At 58.7% G+C, this 17,938-nt stretch carries 16 protein-coding genes; 2 read left to right on the top strand and 14 right to left on the bottom strand.

Annotation, left to right across the window (positions count from 1 at the left end):
* Nucleotides 1–9 precede the first annotated feature (9 nt).
* From ACQ3G7_RS05240 to ACQ3G7_RS05220, 5 genes are all read right to left on the bottom strand, one after another.
* Nucleotides 10–1,023: an ABC transporter substrate-binding protein gene (locus ACQ3G7_RS05240; protein WP_430889090.1), complete on the bottom strand. Its 1,014-nt coding sequence runs from the start codon at nt 1,021–1,023 to the stop codon at nt 10–12.
* Between the two features lie 54 nt (nt 1,024–1,077).
* Entirely contained in the window at nt 1,078–2,154 is a 1,077-nt protein-coding gene (locus ACQ3G7_RS05235; protein WP_430889089.1) for an ABC transporter permease, read from the bottom strand.
* Nucleotides 2,154–3,050: an ABC transporter permease gene (locus ACQ3G7_RS05230; protein ID WP_430889088.1), complete on the bottom strand. Its 897-nt coding sequence runs from the start codon at nt 3,048–3,050 to the stop codon at nt 2,154–2,156. The genes ACQ3G7_RS05235 and ACQ3G7_RS05230 overlap by 1 nt, the downstream gene beginning before the upstream one ends.
* Nucleotides 3,040–3,879, bottom strand: a complete 840-nt coding sequence (locus ACQ3G7_RS05225; protein WP_263097635.1) for an ABC transporter ATP-binding protein — start codon at nt 3,877–3,879, stop codon at nt 3,040–3,042. The genes ACQ3G7_RS05230 and ACQ3G7_RS05225 overlap by 11 nt, the downstream gene beginning before the upstream one ends.
* A 503-nt stretch (nt 3,880–4,382) precedes the next feature.
* Nucleotides 4,383–5,150, bottom strand: a complete 768-nt coding sequence (locus ACQ3G7_RS05220; protein ID WP_430889087.1) for an SDR family NAD(P)-dependent oxidoreductase — start codon at nt 5,148–5,150, stop codon at nt 4,383–4,385.
* Nucleotides 5,151–5,331: 181 nt separating this feature from the next.
* On the opposite strand from ACQ3G7_RS05220, the gene ACQ3G7_RS05215 reads away from it, so the two are divergent.
* On the top strand, nt 5,332–6,669 hold the full coding sequence (locus ACQ3G7_RS05215) for an aspartate aminotransferase family protein (RefSeq protein WP_430889086.1): 1,338 nt from the start codon (nt 5,332–5,334) through the stop codon (nt 6,667–6,669).
* Nucleotides 6,670–6,828: 159 nt separating this feature from the next.
* The gene (locus tag ACQ3G7_RS05210) at nt 6,829–7,542 is read left to right on the top strand and encodes a GNAT family N-acetyltransferase (RefSeq protein WP_430889085.1); all 714 of its coding nucleotides are present in this window, start codon (nt 6,829–6,831) and stop codon (nt 7,540–7,542) included.
* Between the two features lie 35 nt (nt 7,543–7,577).
* Here ACQ3G7_RS05210 and ACQ3G7_RS05205 read toward each other — a convergent pair whose 3' ends face one another.
* The 9 genes from ACQ3G7_RS05205 to ACQ3G7_RS05165 all read right to left on the bottom strand — a co-directional run bounded on the left by ACQ3G7_RS05205 (nt 7,578) and on the right by ACQ3G7_RS05165 (nt 17,900).
* The gene (locus tag ACQ3G7_RS05205; RefSeq protein ID WP_263097631.1) at nt 7,578–8,282 is read right to left on the bottom strand and encodes an ABC transporter ATP-binding protein; all 705 of its coding nucleotides are present in this window, start codon (nt 8,280–8,282) and stop codon (nt 7,578–7,580) included.
* A 3-nt stretch (nt 8,283–8,285) separates the two neighbouring features.
* On the bottom strand, nt 8,286–9,104 hold the full coding sequence (locus ACQ3G7_RS05200) for an ABC transporter ATP-binding protein (protein ID WP_430889084.1): 819 nt from the start codon (nt 9,102–9,104) through the stop codon (nt 8,286–8,288).
* On the bottom strand, nt 9,097–9,930 hold the full coding sequence (locus ACQ3G7_RS05195; protein WP_430889083.1) for an ABC transporter permease: 834 nt from the start codon (nt 9,928–9,930) through the stop codon (nt 9,097–9,099). The genes ACQ3G7_RS05200 and ACQ3G7_RS05195 overlap by 8 nt, the downstream gene beginning before the upstream one ends.
* Nucleotides 9,930–10,940 (bottom strand): ABC transporter permease, encoded by a 1,011-nt coding sequence (locus ACQ3G7_RS05190; RefSeq protein WP_430889082.1) that lies wholly within the window; start codon nt 10,938–10,940, stop codon nt 9,930–9,932. The genes ACQ3G7_RS05195 and ACQ3G7_RS05190 overlap by 1 nt, the downstream gene beginning before the upstream one ends.
* Before the next feature lie 469 nt (nt 10,941–11,409).
* Entirely contained in the window at nt 11,410–12,978 is a 1,569-nt protein-coding gene (locus ACQ3G7_RS05185; RefSeq protein ID WP_430889081.1) for an ABC transporter substrate-binding protein, read from the bottom strand.
* Between the two features lie 173 nt (nt 12,979–13,151).
* Nucleotides 13,152–14,657, bottom strand: a complete 1,506-nt coding sequence (locus ACQ3G7_RS05180; RefSeq protein ID WP_430889080.1) for an FGGY family carbohydrate kinase — start codon at nt 14,655–14,657, stop codon at nt 13,152–13,154.
* Between the two features lie 20 nt (nt 14,658–14,677).
* Entirely contained in the window at nt 14,678–16,096 is a 1,419-nt protein-coding gene (locus tag ACQ3G7_RS05175; protein WP_430889079.1) for an L-fucose/L-arabinose isomerase family protein, read from the bottom strand.
* Nucleotides 16,097–16,132: 36 nt separating this feature from the next.
* Nucleotides 16,133–17,077, bottom strand: a complete 945-nt coding sequence (locus ACQ3G7_RS05170; protein ID WP_430889078.1) for a transketolase family protein — start codon at nt 17,075–17,077, stop codon at nt 16,133–16,135.
* A complete protein-coding gene (locus tag ACQ3G7_RS05165; RefSeq protein WP_430889077.1) occupies nt 17,070–17,900 on the bottom strand; it encodes a transketolase in 831 nt (276 codons plus the stop codon). Before ACQ3G7_RS05165 ends, ACQ3G7_RS05170 begins: the two co-directional genes overlap by 8 nt.
* Nucleotides 17,901–17,938 lie beyond the last annotated feature (38 nt).

The following is a 17,938-nucleotide window of genomic DNA, read 5'->3' as shown; positions in this document are numbered from 1 at the left end:
CGGAACGGATTATTTCAGTTTTGCCGCCGCATCCCAGACGGTATGGGTCATACCGGCATCGCCGGGATCTTTCTTAATCACTGGCGTATCGCCGCCGCTGTGCAGCAGCACGTCGATGGTGCGGCGATAGGCTGCCGGATCGAGATAACCGATTTTTGCTGTGCCGGCATTGGTGATGAGCTTCGCCACGTTTTCCATCTGGCGGGTTTGCACCTCTTCGGTCGCCGCGCCGGATGCATCCTGCTCAACAACGATTTTCGCCGCTTCCTGTGGGTGTTTCACCGCATAGTCCCAGCCCTTAAATGAGGCTTTCAGGAACTTCGCCATTTTGTTGACGAACGCCGGATCTTTCAGCTCGGAACCCAGCACATACAGACCATCTTCCAGCGTGGAGACGCCCTGGTCTTCATACGGGAAGCTGATTAAATCCTCCTGTTTCAACCCGGCATCGATCAACTGCCAGTACTCGTTGTAGTTCATGGTGGAGATACAGGCGGCCTGATCCTGCAACAGCGGATCGACATTGAAGCCCTGTTTCAGGATGGTGATATCTTTTCCGGGTTTGAAGCCGAGTTTGTTCATCCAGTTAAAGAACGGGTACTCGTTGCCGCCGTACCAGACGCCAAGCGTTTTCCCTTTCAGGTCGGCCGGGGTTTTGATGCCGGTGGATTTTTTACAGGTCAGCATCATCCCGGAGCGATCGTACACCTGGGCGATGTTCACCAGCGGTACGCCCGCTTCGCGCGAGGCCAGCGCATCCGGCAGCCAGTCGACGATCACATCCGCCGATTTACCGGCAATCACCTGTACGGGGGAAATGTCGGTGCCGCCGGGTTTAATGGTGACATCCAGCCCCTCTTCCTGGTAGAACCCTTTCTGCTGTGCAACGTAATAACCGGCGAATTGCGACTGCGGCAACCACTTCAGTTGCAGCGTCACTTTCTCTGCGGCCGTTGCCTGAAACGCCAGAACCGACAGTGCCGCCAGCAACACACCCCGGCGAAAAGCGAAACCTTTTATCATTAGATAACTCCTCGGGTTAATGAGCCTGTAAACGTGCTAATCATCATGTTGTTTTTACTTTTCCAACGCGTTCCCACGCAGCGTGGGGTGCCAGAAATTGACGCGGCGGTCGAGGCGCACCAGCAGGCTGTAAAACAGCGAACCGGCAACAGACGCCACCACAATCGCCGACCACACCACCGGCATATGCATGCGCGCCGATTCGGTGGAGATACGAAAACCCAGCCCGGCGGTGGGTGAACCGAAAAACTCGGCCACAATGGCGGTAATCAGCGACAGGGTGGCGTTCACTTTCAGGGCACTGAAAATAAACGGCATCGCCGCAGGCAGGCGCAACGCCAGCAAGCGCTGACGGGGCGTGGCGGCATAGCAGTACATCAGCTCCTGCTCCAGCTTGCCGCTGGCCTTTAACCCGGCAAGGGTGCTGACCAGCGCCGGAAAGAAGGTCACCAGCACCACCACCGCGGCTTTTGACGGCCAGTCAAAACCAAACCACATCACCGCAATCGGCGCGACGCCGACCAGCGGCACGGTGCTGGTGAGGTTGGAGACCGGCAGCAAGCCGCGCTGTAAAAACGGCAATCTGTCGATCAACAGCGCCACGCCGATGCCCAAACCACTGCCGAGCAGGTAACCCACCAGCACGGATTTGATGACGGTTTGCAGCACATCGCCCGCCAACAATGTGGCGCTGTCCACCAGCGCGGCGAGAATGTCGAGCGGGGCGGGCAGGATCACCTGCGGCACGGCAAAACCGGTGACCAGAATTTGCCAGAACCACAATAACCACAGGCCAAGCAGTGCCGCCACCGCGCCAGCGGGGACCGGCGCGCGCGCCAGTCGCTGCACGCTGACCACCGCCAGCAATGCCAGCGCACACAGGGTGAGCCCGTGAAGCGGTAGCCACACCAGCCACAGCGCGCAGACGCTCAATGCGGCGACAAACACCCCGGCGCGCAGGGCGCTAAAGGTCAGTGAACACGCTGCCAGCGCGCTGAGTACCAGTAAGGCGTTAATGCTGATCAGCGGCACAGACACTGCCGCCGTGCGGGTAAGCTGGATCAGCGACAGCATCAGTAACAGCAGTGCGCCAACCAGCAATACGGTTCCCGGGATTGCGTGACGTTTCATCATCCCCCCTTGCGCTGGCGCATCACCAGCCGTTCCGTCAGCGTTACCAGCCCGGTTAACGCCAGCCCAAGCAGCGACGCCATCACCAGCGCCGACCAGATTTGCAGGGTATTGCCGTAATACGAACCGGTTAGCAGCCGCGCCCCCAGTCCCGCCTGCGCGCCGGTGGGCAATTCCGCCACCATGGTGCCAACCAGGCCGCTGGCAATCGCGACACGAAATGCAGGAAACAGATACGGCAACGAGGAGGGCAGGCGCACCATCCAGAAAATATCCAGCCGCCGTGCCGCGTAAGTGTGCACCAGCTCCATCTCCATTTTTTGCGGTGAGCGCAGTCCCTGCACCGTGGCGATGGTGACCGGGAAAAAGCACAGGTACATGGCGATGGTGGCCTTCGGCAACAGACCGGTAATGCCTACGCTGCCGAGAATGATCAGCACAATGGGGGCAATGGCCAGCACCGGAATGGTTTGCGAGGCGACAATCCATGGCAGCAGGGCTTTATCCAGCGTGCGGGAATGCACAATGCAAATCGCCAGCAGCACCCCCAGCACGATGCCCATCGCAAACCCGGTCAGCGCGGCGCTGGCGGTAACCCAGGTGTGTAATAACAGGTTGCGCGGCGAGGTCAGCGACCATTGCGTGATGCTGTTCCAGATGTCGATCACAATCTGGTGCGGCGCGGGCAACAGCGGGCGGGAGGCATTGAGGGCGGCGGTGAGCAGATCGCTGCTGGTCCATGCACCGCGTGGCGTCAGTACCCGCTCAATCACTCCCGGCGCATTGAGTGCAAAGGCCAGCAGATACCACAGCGCCAGGGCCGCCAGCATAACGCTGCCGACCGGCAGCGCGCTTTGCAGTACGCGTCGGTGAACGGCGCTGGCGTTAATGCTCATGATGGCCCTCCACCAGCGCTTCGCGCACTTCCTGCGCCAGTTGCAAAAAGGCGGGCGTATTGCGAATCGCCAGGTCGCGCCGGGCGGGCAGCGGGGAGTCGATCACTTTCACAATGCGACCCGGACGCGGCGACATCACCACGATTTTGGTCGACAGGTAAACGGCTTCCGAAATGGAGTGGGTAACAAACACCATGGTGCGCTGCTCGTTAAACCACAGTTGCTGGAGTTGCTGGTTCAGGTTGTCGCGGGTGAGCTCGTCCAGCGCGCCAAACGGTTCGTCCATCATCAGGATTTTCGGCTCGAAGCCCAGCGCACGGGCGATAGAAACCCGTTGCTGCATGCCGCCGGAGAGCTGCCACGGGTATTTTTTCTCAAACCCTTTCAGCCCCACCCTGGCGAGTTGCTCACGGGCGATCTCATCGCAACGTTCGGGCGGTACGCCGTGGATCTGCAACGGCAATTTCACATTCGCCAGCACGGTGCGCCACGGCAGCAGCACCGGAGCCTGAAACACGTAGCCGTATGCTCCTGCCTGGCGCGCCTCTGACGGTGACATATCATTCACCCGCAGCTCACCGGAGGTGATCGGCTCCAGATCGGCAATGGTGCGCAGTAAGGTTGTTTTGCCGCAGCCGGACGGGCCAATAAAGGAGACAAACTCCCCCTGGCGGATGGTCAGATTAATATCGTTTAACGCGTGCACCGGCTGGTCAGCCGCCGGGTAGATCACATTGGCCTGACTGACCGTAATAACGGGTCGCGCCGTGGCGCTGGTGGGTTTTAACGACACCAGCACCGATTCTTCAGCAAACATCGACTGGCTCATCCTGCTCCCCTGTTTTTTGACTAACTGGTTAGGTTTCTTTTCTCCATGCCATTTTTGTGCCAGGGGTGATGTTGCCGGGTTTTAGTGGTTTTTGTCGGCATTTTTACCGATAAGTTTGATCAGTTTGGTGCAGATGGCGACATGTTTGCTTTGTGGTGGGGCAGCGGGAGAGAAAAAGCAGAGAAGTGCAGCATAAAAAGCCTGTTCGTGCGGCGTTAGTGACAGAACGCACACGCCGCTGTGGCAGCAAAAGGGAAAGCATGATCCCTATCATAAATCTCAAAAAGGAGTGCTCCCGCCTGTTGTCAGGACTATTCCGATGGACTATTGTGGTTTTGCCTCAATACAGAGCTAACACCACCACAAAGTGAGTGCCGGAGATAAGCGCCGGGCGGGGTAAGAAGTTTTGAACACTTTGGGAAAAAAATAAAACATCAGGCCCTGGCATTTGCCGGGGCGTTTTATTTTTGGCCCCTCCTGAACGCAAAAGGGGCAAAGGCAACTCAATCCCTGTCGATGGCGAACGGCTGCCAGGCCTGACGTACCGGCATCACTTCCACGCGGTTGATATTCATATGGTCCGGCAGGGTGGCGATGTAAAACATCTGCTCTGCAATATCCAGCGCGCTAAGCGGCGTGGTGCCGCGGTATAAATTATCTGACGCAGTCTGATCGCCTTTGGTGCGCACCAGCGTAAATTCCGTTTCCGCAATACCTGGCGCAAGGTCGGTTACCCGCACGCCGGTTCCCAGTAAATCACAGCGCAGGTTATAGCTAAATTGCTTCACAAACGCTTTGGTGGCGCCATACACATGGCTGCCGGGGTAAGGCCATTGCCCGGCAATCGAACCGATATTGATGATCGAGGCACCCGCGCCATGGTTAATCAGCGTCGGCAGCAACGCATGGGTCACATTCACCAGCCCGGTGACGTTGGTATCGATCATGGTCTGCCAGTCTTCCAGATCCACACGCTGTGCCGGTTGCGGGGAGAGCGCCAGTCCGGCGTTATTGATCAGCGCGGTGATATCCGCAAACGCGGCGGGCAGGGAGGCGACGGCGTTTTTCACCGCATCTTTGTCGCGAACGTCCAGCTCAATAATGTGCACCGGGACTTTGCTGTGTAACTGCTCTTTTAAACGTTCCAGACGCGCCAGACGACGCCCGCTCAGCACCAGTGACCAGCCCGCGTCGGCAAAGACCTGCGCTGCCGCTTCGCCAAATCCGGATGTTGCGCCGGTAATAAATACCACTTTCGTTGCTTCAGTCATCTTCATCTCCTGTGCCGGTTGTTGCGCCACTATAAAAACCCCGGCCTGCGCCAGACAGAGCCAGTTGCCAGCAAACGGTGTGACACGTGTGTCACATATCGCCAACACGACTGGCTCTACCCGCGAAAGAAGGGCGCGCCGCATGATGCAGTCAACAACAACGGCATGAAAGGAGCAGGATATGAAACTGGCACTTCAGAGCGAGATGGCGATAACCAATGACGACGTGCGTCAACTGGACCGGTCGTATGTGTTTCATTCATGGTCGATGCAGGGCAACCTCAACCCGATGGTGATCGCCGGCGCGAAAGGCTGTGAATTGTGGGATTACGACGGCAACACGTACCTCGATTTCAGCAGCCAACTGGTGAACGTCAACATTGGTTACCAGCATCCCCGCGTGCTGGCGGCAATGAAAGCCCAGCTTGAAGAACTGGTGACCATTGCCCCGGCCACCGCCAACCTGGCGCGCGGCGAAGCGGCGAAGCGCATTGTTGAACTGGCGCCGGAAGGCTTCAGTAAGGTTTTTTTCACCAACGCCGGGGCAGATGCCAATGAAAACGCCATCCGTATGGCGCGGATGTACACCGGACGCGACAAAGTCTTCTCCGCCTATCGTTCCTATCACGGCAATACCGGCAGTGCGATTGCCGCAACCGGCGACTGGCGTCGCGTGCCAAACGAATATTCGCGTGGGCATGTGCACTTTTTTAACCCCTATCTCTACCGCAGCGAGTTTAATGCCACCAGCGAAGCGGAAGAGTGCGAACGTGCGCTGGCGCATTTGCGTCGGATGATTGAGTGCGAGGGGCCAACGTCTATCGCCGCCATTCTGCTGGAGTCCATTCCGGGGACGGCGGGGATTCTGGTACCGCCAGCAGGCTATATGCAGGGCGTCCGCGCGCTGGCGGATGAGTTTGGCATTGTGTTGATCCTCGATGAAGTGATGGCCGGTTTTGGTCGCACCGGTAGCTGGTTCGCGTTTGAACAGGACGGCGTGGTGCCGGACCTGATCACCTTCGCCAAAGGGGTCAACGCCGGTTATGTCCCGGCGGGCGGCGTACTGATTTCTGAGCCGATTTCACACTACTTTGACGATCACTTCTTTGCCGGGGGGCTGACCTATTCCGGCCATCCGCTGGCGATGGCGGCGGTTGTCGCCACGATTGATGCAATGAAAGAAGAAAAGGTGGTGGAGAACGCCGCCTCCGTGGGCAACGGCGTACTGCGGCCAGGGCTGGATGCGCTGGCGGCGAAACACCCGCTGATTGGCAATGTGCGCGGTCGCGGTATGTTCCAGGCCATGGAACTGGTAAGCGACAGGAAAAATAAGACGCCGCTGGCGGCAGCGGATATGGCGGCGATCAAAACGGCGCTGACCCAGGCCGGGGTGTTGAGTTTTGTGGTGGAAAACCGCATTCACGTGGTGCCGCCCTGCACCATGAGCGCGGAAGAAGTGACACGTGGTTTGGCCATTTTTGACTGGGTTTTGTCTCAATTTGGCAATCTTGCGCGTTAATTCAGTCGGCGTCAGGTATTCCTGACGCCTTGTCTGGTCAGTCCTCTGATTTCAAAAGCATTTTTTAACAAAAACCCCCAATTTTTAGCACTGTCTTCCGCCGCGTTCTCCTGATAAAACATCTTTTTTACATTTATCTTTTTTGCCTGGGAGAGAAACGTGCCGGAACTGAATCACTATGGTCAATATGTGGGCAATGCGCTGCCCCACTGGAACGGCGTACAACCGTTGCCGCAGAGCGTATTACAAGGGCGTTACTGTCGGCTGGAGCCGCTGGATGTCAGGGTGCATACCCCGCACCTGCTGCACGCCTATTCGCAGGCGGAGGATGACAGCGACTGGACCTGGCTGGCTGGCGTCCGCCCGGATGACGTGGACAGCATGGCGCGTTGGGTGATTGGCAAAATGATCGACAAATCCGTGCACCCTTTCGCGGTGGTGGATGCCGCGACGAACCGCGCCGTTGGGGTGATTGCCTGGCTGGCGAACAATACGCAAAATGGCACGGTGGAGATCGGTCATGTGACCTGGTCGCCGCTGATGAAAAAGAGCGTGCTGGGCACCGAAGCCGTGTGGCTGATGCTGCGCCACGCCTTTGCCTGCGATTACCGCCGCGTAGAGTGGAAATGCGACACGTTGAACGTGGCGTCACGCCGCGCCGCAGAACGCCTGGGCTTCACCTGGGAAGGTTGTTTCCGCCAGCATATGGTGCGTAAAGGGCGTAACCGCGACACCGACTATTTGTCGATGCTGGATAGCGAATGGCCGCAATGCGATGCCGCCATTTCCGCCTGGCTCAGCGTCAGTAATTTCGACAGTCAGGGCCAGCAGAAACAGACTCTCGCTACCTGCTTTGCGAACTTGTCTCCCTGACACCAACGGCATCGGCCTGTTCCGGTGCCGTCTCTCTACGCCATGCGATGTTCGCCGCGTCGCAGCGCATCCCGGTCAAAAAAACGTGCAATCACGCCCCCCGCCATAAACGCCGCCCGGTCTGACATATGGGCAATCACATCCGCATCATGACTGACCAGCAGGTAACTCATCCCGTGTTGTTGTTTAAGACGGTTCAGCAGGTTGAGGATCTCCGCCTGTACCGACATATCCAGCGCCGATGTGGGTTCATCCAGCAGCAGAATTTTCGGTTGCAGCAACAACGCCCGGGCGATAGCCACACGCTGGCGTTGCCCGCCGGAAAGCTGATGCGGGTAACGGCGTGCGGCATCCGCAGGCAGCCCCACCTGCTCAAGGGCGCTGCTCACCCGCGTCTCCACCTCTTTCTCGCCGTGGATTGTCAGCGGCTCCGCCAGGGTGCGGTAGAGTGTGTGATTAGGGTGCAGCGACGCCCAGGGATCCTGAAACACCATCTGCACATTACGCCGCAGCGCCCCTTGATAACGTGTACCGGCTTTGATGGGCTCGCCAAACAGCGACATCGCGCCTTGCCACTCGCGCTGCAAGCCTGCCAGTACGCGCAGTAAGGTGGACTTGCCGCAGCCCGATGCGCCAATCAGGCTGAATGTTTCCCCCTGATTGACCTGGAAACTGGCCCCCGAGACCACCGTTTTGTCGCCAAAGGCAACCTGCACATTGTGCATCTCAATAACTGTCATGCTTCACTCCGTGAATGACTGGCTGCGATCGAGCGTGGGCAACATCTGACCATAGGTTTCCGCGCCGGGGCGGCAGCGCCACAGTGTGCGGGTATAAGGGTGTTGTGCACCGGGCAGCGCCTGCGCAGGCATGGCATCGACGCATTCGCCCTGGTACATCACCATCACGCGATGGCAGTGTTGCGCCACCAGCGGTAAGTCGTGGCTGATAAGCAGCATCGCCATTTGTCGCTGTTCACATTGCGCCACCAGCAGTTCGAGGATCTGGTTTCGTAACCTGGCGTCCAGCGCTGAGGTGGGTTCATCGGCGATCAGCACTTTCGGATCGTTGACCAGCGCCATGGCGATCATCACCCGTTGCCCCATACCACCGGAGAGTTCACCGGGATAACGTTTCAGTACCGCGGGCTCCAGTTCAACCGCTTGCAGCGCGTCGAGGATCTTCCCGGTCCGCTGTGTGCGGCTCAACCGCTGGTGCAGTGTTAACGCTTCATCAATCTGCGCCAGCACAGTTTTTACCGGATTGAGGGCGTAACGGGGATCCTGCAATACCATGGCGATACCGTTACCACGCAGGTGGCGCCAGCCCCGGGGCGTGAGGCTGCGGAGATCGTGGCCCAGCACTTCCAGTTGTTGAGCATTAACGTTGCCGGGTTTGCGCACCAGCCCCATCAGGGCGCGGGCGGTCATGGATTTACCCGAACCGGATTCCCCCACCAGCGCCAGTCGCTCGTTGCCGAGGGTAAAACTGAGGTTGTTCACCACCCGCGCGCCGGGATAGTCAATGGTCAGGCCGCTGACGGCGACGCGGATATCAGTCATGTTGTGGCTCCAGAATGTCGCGCAGGCCATCGCCCAGTAAGTTAAACGCCAGGCTTGCCAGCAGGATCACCGCGCCAGGCGCGGCGGCAATCCACCACTGGTCAAAAATCACCTGCATACCCTCAGCAATCATCGCGCCCCATTCCGCCATCGGCGGGCGGGCGCCGAGTCCTAAGAAACCCAGTCCGGCGGCGGCCAGAATAATGCCCGCCAAATCAAGCGCCAGGCGCACAATCGCCGACGGTAAACAGAGCGGTAAAAGATGGCCCAGCAGTAAGCGCCCGCCGCGAATCCCCATCATCTCCGCCGCTGCCAGATAATCGCTGTGGCGCAGACGCTGGATCTCGCTGCGCGCCTGGCGTGCATAGGCGGGCCAGGTGGTGAGCGCCAGCGCCAGTGCGCCGTTGACCAGCCCGGGCCCCAGCATGGCGACAAAGGCGAAAGCGAGGATCAGGCGCGGCATCGACATCACCACGTCGGTAAAACGCATCAGGATGCGTTCAACCCAGCCGCCGTAATAGCCTGAAAGGATGCCTACCAGCAGCCCGGCAGGCAGCGTGATAAGCGTTACCAGCGCTACCAGCCCAAGCGCCGGGCGAGTACCGTAAATCAGCCTTGAGAGCAGGTCGCGACCGTAGCTGTCGGTGCCAAGCCAGTGTTGAACATCCGGCGCTTGCAAGCGTGAGGCGGCGTCCTGCCAGTTGGGATCGCGCGGCGCGAGCCACGGTGCGAACAGCGCCACCAATAGCAGGAATGCGACAATGATTAACCCACTAAAGGCGGCAGGGGAGCGGCGAAGACGCAGCAAAAAGAGCGTGGTCGGCATCAGTGCACCCTCGGGTCAGTGATCCGCACCAGCAGGTCGGTCAGGTTATTGATCAGCACAAAGCAGACGCCAATCACCAGCGTACCGCCCATAATGGCGGTGGTGTCCCCGGCGAACAGTGCGGTGGTCAGGTAGCGGCCAATGCCCGGCCATGAGAATACCGTTTCCGTCAGCACCGCGCCTTCGAGCATGCTGGTATAAGCCAGCGCGATGACCGTGAGCAGTGTCCCGCGAATATTCGGCAGAATATGGCGCAATAAAATGGTCATCTCCCCCGCACCCTTGGCGCGCGCCAACAGGATGTACTCTTTGTTCATTTCGCTCAGACAGGCTGAACGGGTAAGCCGGGTAATGCTTGCCAGCGAGTAATAGGCCAGCAGCAACACCGGCAGCAACAAATGGCTGAGGGCATTTTTAAAGGCGGCGCTATCGCCGGAGAGCCACGTATCCACCAGCGCAAACCCGGTCTGCGGCGTGACCGTGTACTGATAGATATCATCCAGCCGGCCCGGTCCCGCGCTCCATTGCAGGCGGGCGTAAAACAGCGCCAGCATTAACAGGCCGAGCCAGAAGATGGGCACGGAATTGCCGAGTAGCGTAAACGTGCGCATGGCTAAATCCCACGGTGAACCGGCAAAGCGCGCGCACAGCACTCCCGCGATCACCCCCAGCAGTGTACCCATGATCAGCGCCAGCGTCGCCAGCTCCAGCGTGGCGGGAAACGCCGACAGCAGATCCTGCAACACCGGTTGTCCGGTGGCGCTGGCAATACCCAGATCGCCGTGCGCGAGGTTCAGCAGGTAGTGCCAGAACTGAAGCGGCAGGGGGTGATCCAGCCCAAGCTGGTGGCGTACCTGATCGTACGTGGCCTGGCTGGCGTGATCGCCGACAATTTGCAGCACCCGATCCACCGGCGAAAACGCCGAGAGCGAGAAGGTGACCAGCAGCAGGCCTAACAGGGTCAGCAGCAGTGTGAAGAGCGCCTGAGCGACGCGAGAAATGTCAGACATGGAAAGCTCGTCATTAAGGTAAAGCGGATAATTACCCTCACCCCGGCCCTCTCCCTAAAAGGGAGAGGGGGAAAATCCCCACCGCTTAACTCCCCTGCGATTGTGGGATGTGTGTCAGAGGATAAACCTGCACCGATAGGTTCCCGCTCCCCTGTGGGAAGAAGGTTTGTGTGAGGGGATAAACCTGCACCGATCGGTTCCCGCGCCCCTGTGGGGAGAGGGCCAGGGTGAGGGGATAAACCCGCCCCGATCACTTCCCGCTCCCCTGTGGGAAGAAGGTCAGGGTGAGGAGATAAACCTGCACCGATCGGTTCCCGCGCCCCTGTGGGGAGAGGGCCAGGGTGAGGGGATAAACCCGCCCCGATCACTTCCTTCTCCCCGGTGGGAAGAAGGTTTGTGTGAGGGGATAAACCCGCGCCGATCGGTTCCCTCTCCCCTGCGGGGAGAGGGTTAGGGTGAGGGGAAATCATCATTTGGTTACGCGGTCATACCACACCATATCCGCATTCAGGCCTTGCTGATAACCTTTGACGTTATCGCGCACGACAATCTGGGTTTTCCCCTGATCAACAAACACATACGGCGAGGCGTGTTGCAACTCCTGCTGCATCTTCTTGTACAGATCCCGACGTTTAGCCGCATCCGGTTCAGCCACTGCCGCCAGTGTCGCGTTGTTCAGTTCCGGGATCTGCCAGCCGTTTAGCCCGGCCACAGTACTGGACTTTCCATCGTTCCAGGCAAAGGCGCTGGCATTGGAGTGGGCATCGAAGTAGTCGGGGATCCACAAACGGATCGCCGCCTGGTGCTGTTTTGCACGTACGCGGGCATACACCTGACTACCCGCTGCGGGCAGCAGATCCACCTTCACACCGCCCTGGGCAAAGCTGGCCTGCATCGACTGCGCGAGGGTAATAAACGGCGGTTTGTTCTCCACATCCAGCGTGAAGTGCGCGTCTTTAATACCCGCTTTGGCGAGGATTGCTTTGGCTTTCGCCGGGTCGAAGGTAAACGGATTATCTTCCAGCGCCCCTGGCAGTCCCACCGGCAGGAAACTCTGGTGGACAAAGTACTGGCCTTTCAGCAGGTCTTTGGTAATGCCGTTGTAATCCACCAGCCAGCGCGCTGCTTCCCAGAACGCCGGGTTATTCAGCAACGGGTTTGCGCTATTACCGGTGTTAAACACCAGATAGTTCTGCTCCGCAGAGGGGATGCTCAGCACGTTGACGCCTTTTTTATCGCTCAGTGCGCTGATTTGATCCGCACCGAGATCGCGCGCCACATCCGCATCACCCTGTAGGATCAACAGACGGCGGGAGGCCGGGTCCGGCACGTTTTTGATAATGATATTTTTAAGCGCTGGCGCGCCGCCTGGAGAGGTGGGGTTAGCCTCCAGCACAATGGCCTGATGCGGCTGGTAGACGCGCATCTTAAACGCGCCGCTGCCCGCAGAGTGCATTTTCAGCCACGCGTTGCCGAAATCACCGGCGTTTACATTCGCGCTGACCTGCTTTTCATCAACGATAGAGGCAATCGGCGTGGAGAGGATATTCAGCGCCACCGCCGGGCTAACGTCTGCCGTCCAGTGCAGTTGCAGGGTGTGGGCATCCACTTTTTTCAACTGGCTGGCGATGTTATCCGGCTGCCAGCCGAGCACGTTAAGGATAAACGCCGGGGACTTGTTCAGCGTCACCGCGCGGGTATAGGAGAAAATCACATCTTCCGGGCGCAACGGGTTACCGGACGCAAACTTTGCATCGCTTTTCAGCTTAATGGTCAGGGTTTTTGCCGCCGCATCCGCCTGCCAGCTCTCCGCCAGCACCGGGTTTATCTTTTCCGGGTTTTCACGATCCGGCTGCACCAGACGTTGATACAGGCTTGGCACGGTCTGAATGCTGGATAATTCATTGGCTTCCGCCGGATCGAGACTCACAATATCGTCCAGACCTTGTGCCACTACCAGTGTGTCCGGGGGCGTTGCCGCGTGGCTGGCGGCAGAAAGGAGGGTCAGTATGACGAGGGGCAGCAGTTTTTTGGTCATCAGAAAATCCCTGAAAAGTTAACGTCATGTGATTATTTTGTACCGCTACGTTAGGCCGCTTCTGAATTTTCTTAAAGTTTAAATTCGTCTTTCTATATGCGCCACTCGCATAAGCCAGACGTTTTTGGCATTACCAAAAAAACGCGGGGCAGAAGCCCCGCAACGAGAGAAGGTTATTTTTGCGCGCGGGCAAGCTGAACGGCGTTTTGCCAGTCGAACCAGCGTTTTTGTAGCCGACTGTGGCGCGTCATATCCGGCTGAAAAGTGGCATGTTCCGGCAGGAACTGGCGCAGCTGTTCGCTATCAACCTGCATTAACGCTTTGCGCGCCAGCAGCGCCGCGCCCATGGCGGAAAGCTCCGCCACATCGCTGCGCATCACCGGGCAGCCCAGTAAATCCGCCTGGTATTGCATCAGCCAGTCATTCTTCGTTGGACCGCCGTCCACCATCAGCGCTTTGAGGGTAAAGTCGCCATGCTGGCGCATCGCCACCGCCACATCGGCAATTTGATAGGTGATGGATTCCAGCGCCGCGCGGATCAGATGCGCGCGTTTCACCCCACGACTCAAGCCGTGAATCAAACCGCGCGCATGTTCATCCCACCAGGGCGCGCCCAGTCCGGTCAGCGCTGGCACAAAATAGACGCCAAGCGTTGATTCCACCGACGCGGGCAGCGTGCTGAGCGCCTGCGCCAGTTCCGCTTCCGGCAGCTCATTCAGCCCGGTGCTCTCCACCATCCACGCGACCGCGTCGCCGGTATGCGGGATATTGCCTTCCAGCCCGTAGACCAACCGCTCGCCATCGTGCCACGCCACGGTCGTCGCCAGCGATTTGACATCGCACTGCGCCGATGCGACGGGCGCCATCACCGACGAACCGGTGCCGTAGGTGGCTTTTACGCACCCGGCGGCGCCCAGTCCATGGGCAAACAGCGCTGCGTGCGAATCCCCGATCATTGCCAGTACCGGTATACCGTCCGGGATGCCGTGTAAACCCTGGGTATGGCCGAATAATCCGCTGGAAGGACGGATCGTCGGCAGGGCCTGGCGCGGAATGCCAAACAGGGCCAGCATCTCGTCGTCCCAGTCGCCGCTGTGCAGATTGAGCAACTGGGTGCGCGAGGCGTTGGAGTAGTCGCAGCAGAAGGCGCTGCCGGCGGTTAAGTGCCACAGCAGCCAGCTATCTACCGTGCCAAGGCAGATTTCACCCTGTGCCGCCCGTTCGTTACCGTGAGGCGTGGCGTCGAGCAGCCAGCGCATCTTGGACGCCGAAAACAGCGGCGCTACCGGCAGGCCGGTCACCGCTTTGATGGCCGCTTCATGGCCCTGCTCACGCAAGGCATGGCAAAAATCCGCCGTCCGTGAGCATTGCCAGGTGATGGCCGGGCCTAATGCCTGACCGCTGGCGCGATACCAGCCAATGGCGGTTTCCCGCTGGTTGCTGATGGCCAGCGCCGCCACGCGCGCTGCGCCGACGTCATCGATGACCTGGCGAATCACCGCCAGCGAGGCTTCCAGCAGTTGCTCGCCGGATTGTTCCACCCAGCCTTCACGCGGGGTCTGGATGGTCAGCGGGCGTGAGCATTTCGCTACCACCTGCCCGCGATTGTCCAGCGCCACCGCTTTGGCGTTGGTGGTGCCTTCATCCAGGGCAATTACAATCTCTTTATCTGGCGACATGACGTTTCTCCATCAGGCGTTTATTGATGCAGGTAAGTGTCAACGCCGAGATAGCGGGTAAAGGCTTCATGCAGAATGCCCGCGCTTGCCGCGTGGTTCATCGCCACATGGTGTTCAAAACCGTTACGGCAGATCCATGACAACAGATGTTCTAAATGCGGCACCTGAATCACCGCACGGCAGCCAACGGTATCCAGCGGATCGTCCACGGATTGACCTTCGCCAACATAGGCTTTGATCTCACCGCTCAGATCGTCAGTGCTTAAACGGAAGTAGGTCAGCGCCCCGGCTTTCAGACGACCGTGCACCGCGCCGCAGGTGTTCTCTTTGCCAACGGTCGTGCCGATGATATCGGCCGTGCCCATATGCGGTGTGTCGAGGCTGGCGGCAGCGAAGTTACCGCAGTGGAACAGCACGCATTTATCGCGGTCGTCGCCAAAGTTGTTGTTCCAGTCGGCAATCGATGCCGGGCTCATATTGGCGCTTGCCAGCGCGTACATCGACAGCGCGCCCATCACATCCACTTCGCAGGCGGACGGCATGAGCTGGCCGGACATCACGCTCATGATGGAGCAGACGTTAATGCCCAGATTCTCCTGCAACGACGTCCAGCACTGGATGGCGGTAGTGTCGATATCATTGGCGATGACCCATTCGCTGATCACCACAAACAGCTTCGCCATGGTGACCAGTTTGTCGGCGGGAATGGCGCTGGCGTCGGCGTTGTCCATTAACAGGCGGCGTTTTTCATCCACGCGGATATCGTCATCGCGCAGGGTTTTGATGCGGGTAAAGACTTCCGAAAGATCGAGGGTTTCTACCGCAATCCCCAGCCGCTCAAGCAGTTTTTCACTGTAGCGCACGGTGTTAAACCCGGCAGGGCGCGCACCGATGGCACCCACGCGCACACCGCGCATGCTGCTGACTACCCGGCAGATCTGCTCAAAACGTTTGAGATCGTTCTCAAACACTTCACCGCGCAAGGCGCAAACGTGTTGTGTAGTGAGGGTAAAGGGGATGCCGTACTGGCGCAGGTTGTTGCACAGGGAGATTTTGCCGCAGAAGCTGTCGCGGCGCGTCGCCAGCCCCATTTTATCCAGATTATCTTCTTCGGCCTGCACCAGCACCGGAACATTCAGCCCGGAAAGGCGCAGGGTTTCCGCCACGGCTTTTTCATCGCCAAAGTTAGGCAGCAGTACCACGACGCCGTGGATCTCATCGCGGTGGGCGCGGAACAGGTCGGCGCAAATTTTCGCGTCCTGGCGGGTTTCCACACCGCCCAGTTCGGTTTGCGTCTCATTGAGCATAATGGTGTTAATACCAAGACGGTCAAACAGTGCGATAGCCTGTTCGCGCGCTTCCGCCACCAGGTAGCTCGGGAAGAAACCGCGGTTGCCGATAATGACCGCCATGGTCAGTTTTTGCGGGATTCGGGACATTGTTCTCTCTCCAGTAAGATGTTCTTTTTATTGTTATTACCGCGTTGCCAGTAACGTGCGGGCATGTTTTACCACCCCGGCGGCATCAATCTCATGACGGGCGCGGGTAGCGGCGCGATCGGCGGCGATGGCGTATTGTCCATCGGCGATGCCAAGTCGGCGCAAGGGGAGGGCGCAGCCCGCTTCCGCCAGCACTTCCGCCACCAGGCTGCCGACGCCGCCGTTAATGTTATGTTCTTCGACGCTGATCACGGCGCGGTGCGGTTGCAGCAGTGCCAGCAACTGTGATGTATTGCAGGGGCGAATAGACGGTACACTGATAACACTGGCATCAATACCTTCTGCTGCCAGTTGTGTGGCGGCTTCGACAATTTCATGTACCGTCGATCCCATGGCCACCAGCGCGATATCTTTCCCGGTGCGCAGTACATCAATATTTCCCGGCGCAAAGCGGTAACTTTCGTCATGCAGCTCCGGCAGTGCTTTGCCGTCGAGGCGGATATACACCGGACCAACGTGGTTGAGGGCGTACTCAATGATCTGCCGGCACTCCAGCGGGCTGGAGGGGGCGTAAATTTCTATATTACCGAAACCACGCAGCACCGAAATATCGTCAATGCTGTGGTGGGTGCTGGCCAGCGGCCCGTAACTGGCTCCGGCGTTCAGGCCAAACAGTTTAACGTTGGTGTTGTTGTAGCAGATATCGACTTTGATCTGCTCGTTCGCGCGGGAGATCAAAAAGGGCGCGGCGTTACAGGTGACGGCGACTTTGCCGCCCAGCGCCAGACCGGCGGCAGCGCCTACCAGCGTTTGTTCGGCGATGCCGACGTTCACTACGCGGCCCGGGAATTTTTTCATAAACGGTGAAATTTTGGCCGTGGAGGTGGAGTCAGCCACCACCGGCACCAGATCCACTCCATTATCTACCGCGTCGATAAAGGCGTTAACCATCACCGTTGCCAGGTGTTCGCTATTACTCATCTTTCAGTTCCTCCAGCGCCTGCGCGATCTCTTCACCTTTCGGCACCCGGTGGTGCCACTCCGGACGTCCCTGAATAAAGGAGACGCCTGCGCCTTTGGTGGTGTGCGCAATCACCACATGCGGTTTGCCTTCAGGGCGTAAGCCTTCCAGCGTGGCAACCACATCCGCGATATCGTTGCCGCGACATTCAGTGACCTGCATTCCAAATGCGCGCCATTTTTCATCCAGCGGGTCGGTGTTGAGGATCTCTTTGGTGGGACCAGCCAGTTGCAGACTGTTTTTGTCGTTAATGATGATCAGGTTATCCAGCTGATAATGGGCCGCGACCAGCGCGGCTTCCCAGTTGCTGCCTTCTGCCAGTTCACCGTCGCCGGTAACCACGAAAACGCGGCGTGCGCTGTTGCTGCGTTTCGCCGCCAGCGCAATGCCCACGGCGACCGGTAAACCATGACCGAGCGCGCCGGTGTTCAGCTCAATGCCGGGGGTTTTATGTTTCACCGGATGACCCGGCAGATGCGAATCCGCGTGCTGATAGGTTGACAGCCAGTCGACGGGGATAAACCCGGCCTCCGCCAGAACGCAGTAATAACCGCCCACCGCGTGACCTTTTGACTGAATGTAGATATCGCGTTCAGCGCTCTCTTTGGTTTGCGGCGAGCAGTTCAGAATGCGGAAGTAGAGCGCGGTCAGTAGCTCCACCTGTGATAAATCGGCTCCCGTATGCCCGCCTGCCGGGCTTTCGGCGTTCAGCACGATGATGCGACGGCGAACCGCGCGTGCTTTTTTTTCAAGCTCCTCAACAGAGAGCGAAAACGGATTCATAAGACACCTCTTGAATGTATAATCTGTCTTGAATAAAT

The organism is Kosakonia sp. N21, assembly GCF_050587465.1.
Taxonomy (GTDB): domain Bacteria; phylum Pseudomonadota; class Gammaproteobacteria; order Enterobacterales; family Enterobacteriaceae.
The sequence above is the reverse complement of the archived record's forward strand: the minus strand, read 5'-3'. Positions and strand labels throughout refer to the sequence as shown.

Bases quoted from the DNA above. Each gene is read 5' to 3' on its own strand.
- ACQ3G7_RS05240 (WP_430889090.1), bottom strand. From the start codon at position 1,023: ATGATAAAAGGTTTCGCTTTTCGCCGGGGTGTGTTGCTGGCGGCACTG.
- ACQ3G7_RS05235 (WP_430889089.1), bottom strand. From the start codon at position 2,154: ATGAAACGTCACGCAATCCCGGGAACCGTATTGCTGGTTGGCGCACTG.
- ACQ3G7_RS05230 (WP_430889088.1), bottom strand. From the start codon at position 3,050: ATGAGCATTAACGCCAGCGCCGTTCACCGACGCGTACTGCAAAGCGCG.
- ACQ3G7_RS05225 (WP_263097635.1), bottom strand. From the start codon at position 3,879: ATGAGCCAGTCGATGTTTGCTGAAGAATCGGTGCTGGTGTCGTTAAAA.
- ACQ3G7_RS05220 (WP_430889087.1), bottom strand. From the start codon at position 5,150: ATGACTGAAGCAACGAAAGTGGTATTTATTACCGGCGCAACATCCGGA.
- ACQ3G7_RS05215 (WP_430889086.1), top strand. From the start codon at position 5,332: ATGAAACTGGCACTTCAGAGCGAGATGGCGATAACCAATGACGACGTG.
- ACQ3G7_RS05205 (WP_263097631.1), bottom strand. From the start codon at position 8,282: ATGACAGTTATTGAGATGCACAATGTGCAGGTTGCCTTTGGCGACAAA.
- ACQ3G7_RS05200 (WP_430889084.1), bottom strand. From the start codon at position 9,104: ATGACTGATATCCGCGTCGCCGTCAGCGGCCTGACCATTGACTATCCC.
- ACQ3G7_RS05195 (WP_430889083.1), bottom strand. From the start codon at position 9,930: ATGCCGACCACGCTCTTTTTGCTGCGTCTTCGCCGCTCCCCTGCCGCC.
- ACQ3G7_RS05190 (WP_430889082.1), bottom strand. From the start codon at position 10,940: ATGTCTGACATTTCTCGCGTCGCTCAGGCGCTCTTCACACTGCTGCTG.
- ACQ3G7_RS05185 (WP_430889081.1), bottom strand. From the start codon at position 12,978: ATGACCAAAAAACTGCTGCCCCTCGTCATACTGACCCTCCTTTCTGCC.
- ACQ3G7_RS05180 (WP_430889080.1), bottom strand. From the start codon at position 14,657: ATGTCGCCAGATAAAGAGATTGTAATTGCCCTGGATGAAGGCACCACC.
- ACQ3G7_RS05175 (WP_430889079.1), bottom strand. From the start codon at position 16,096: ATGTCCCGAATCCCGCAAAAACTGACCATGGCGGTCATTATCGGCAAC.
- ACQ3G7_RS05170 (WP_430889078.1), bottom strand. From the start codon at position 17,077: ATGAGTAATAGCGAACACCTGGCAACGGTGATGGTTAACGCCTTTATC.
- ACQ3G7_RS05165 (WP_430889077.1), bottom strand. From the start codon at position 17,900: ATGAATCCGTTTTCGCTCTCTGTTGAGGAGCTTGAAAAAAAAGCACGC.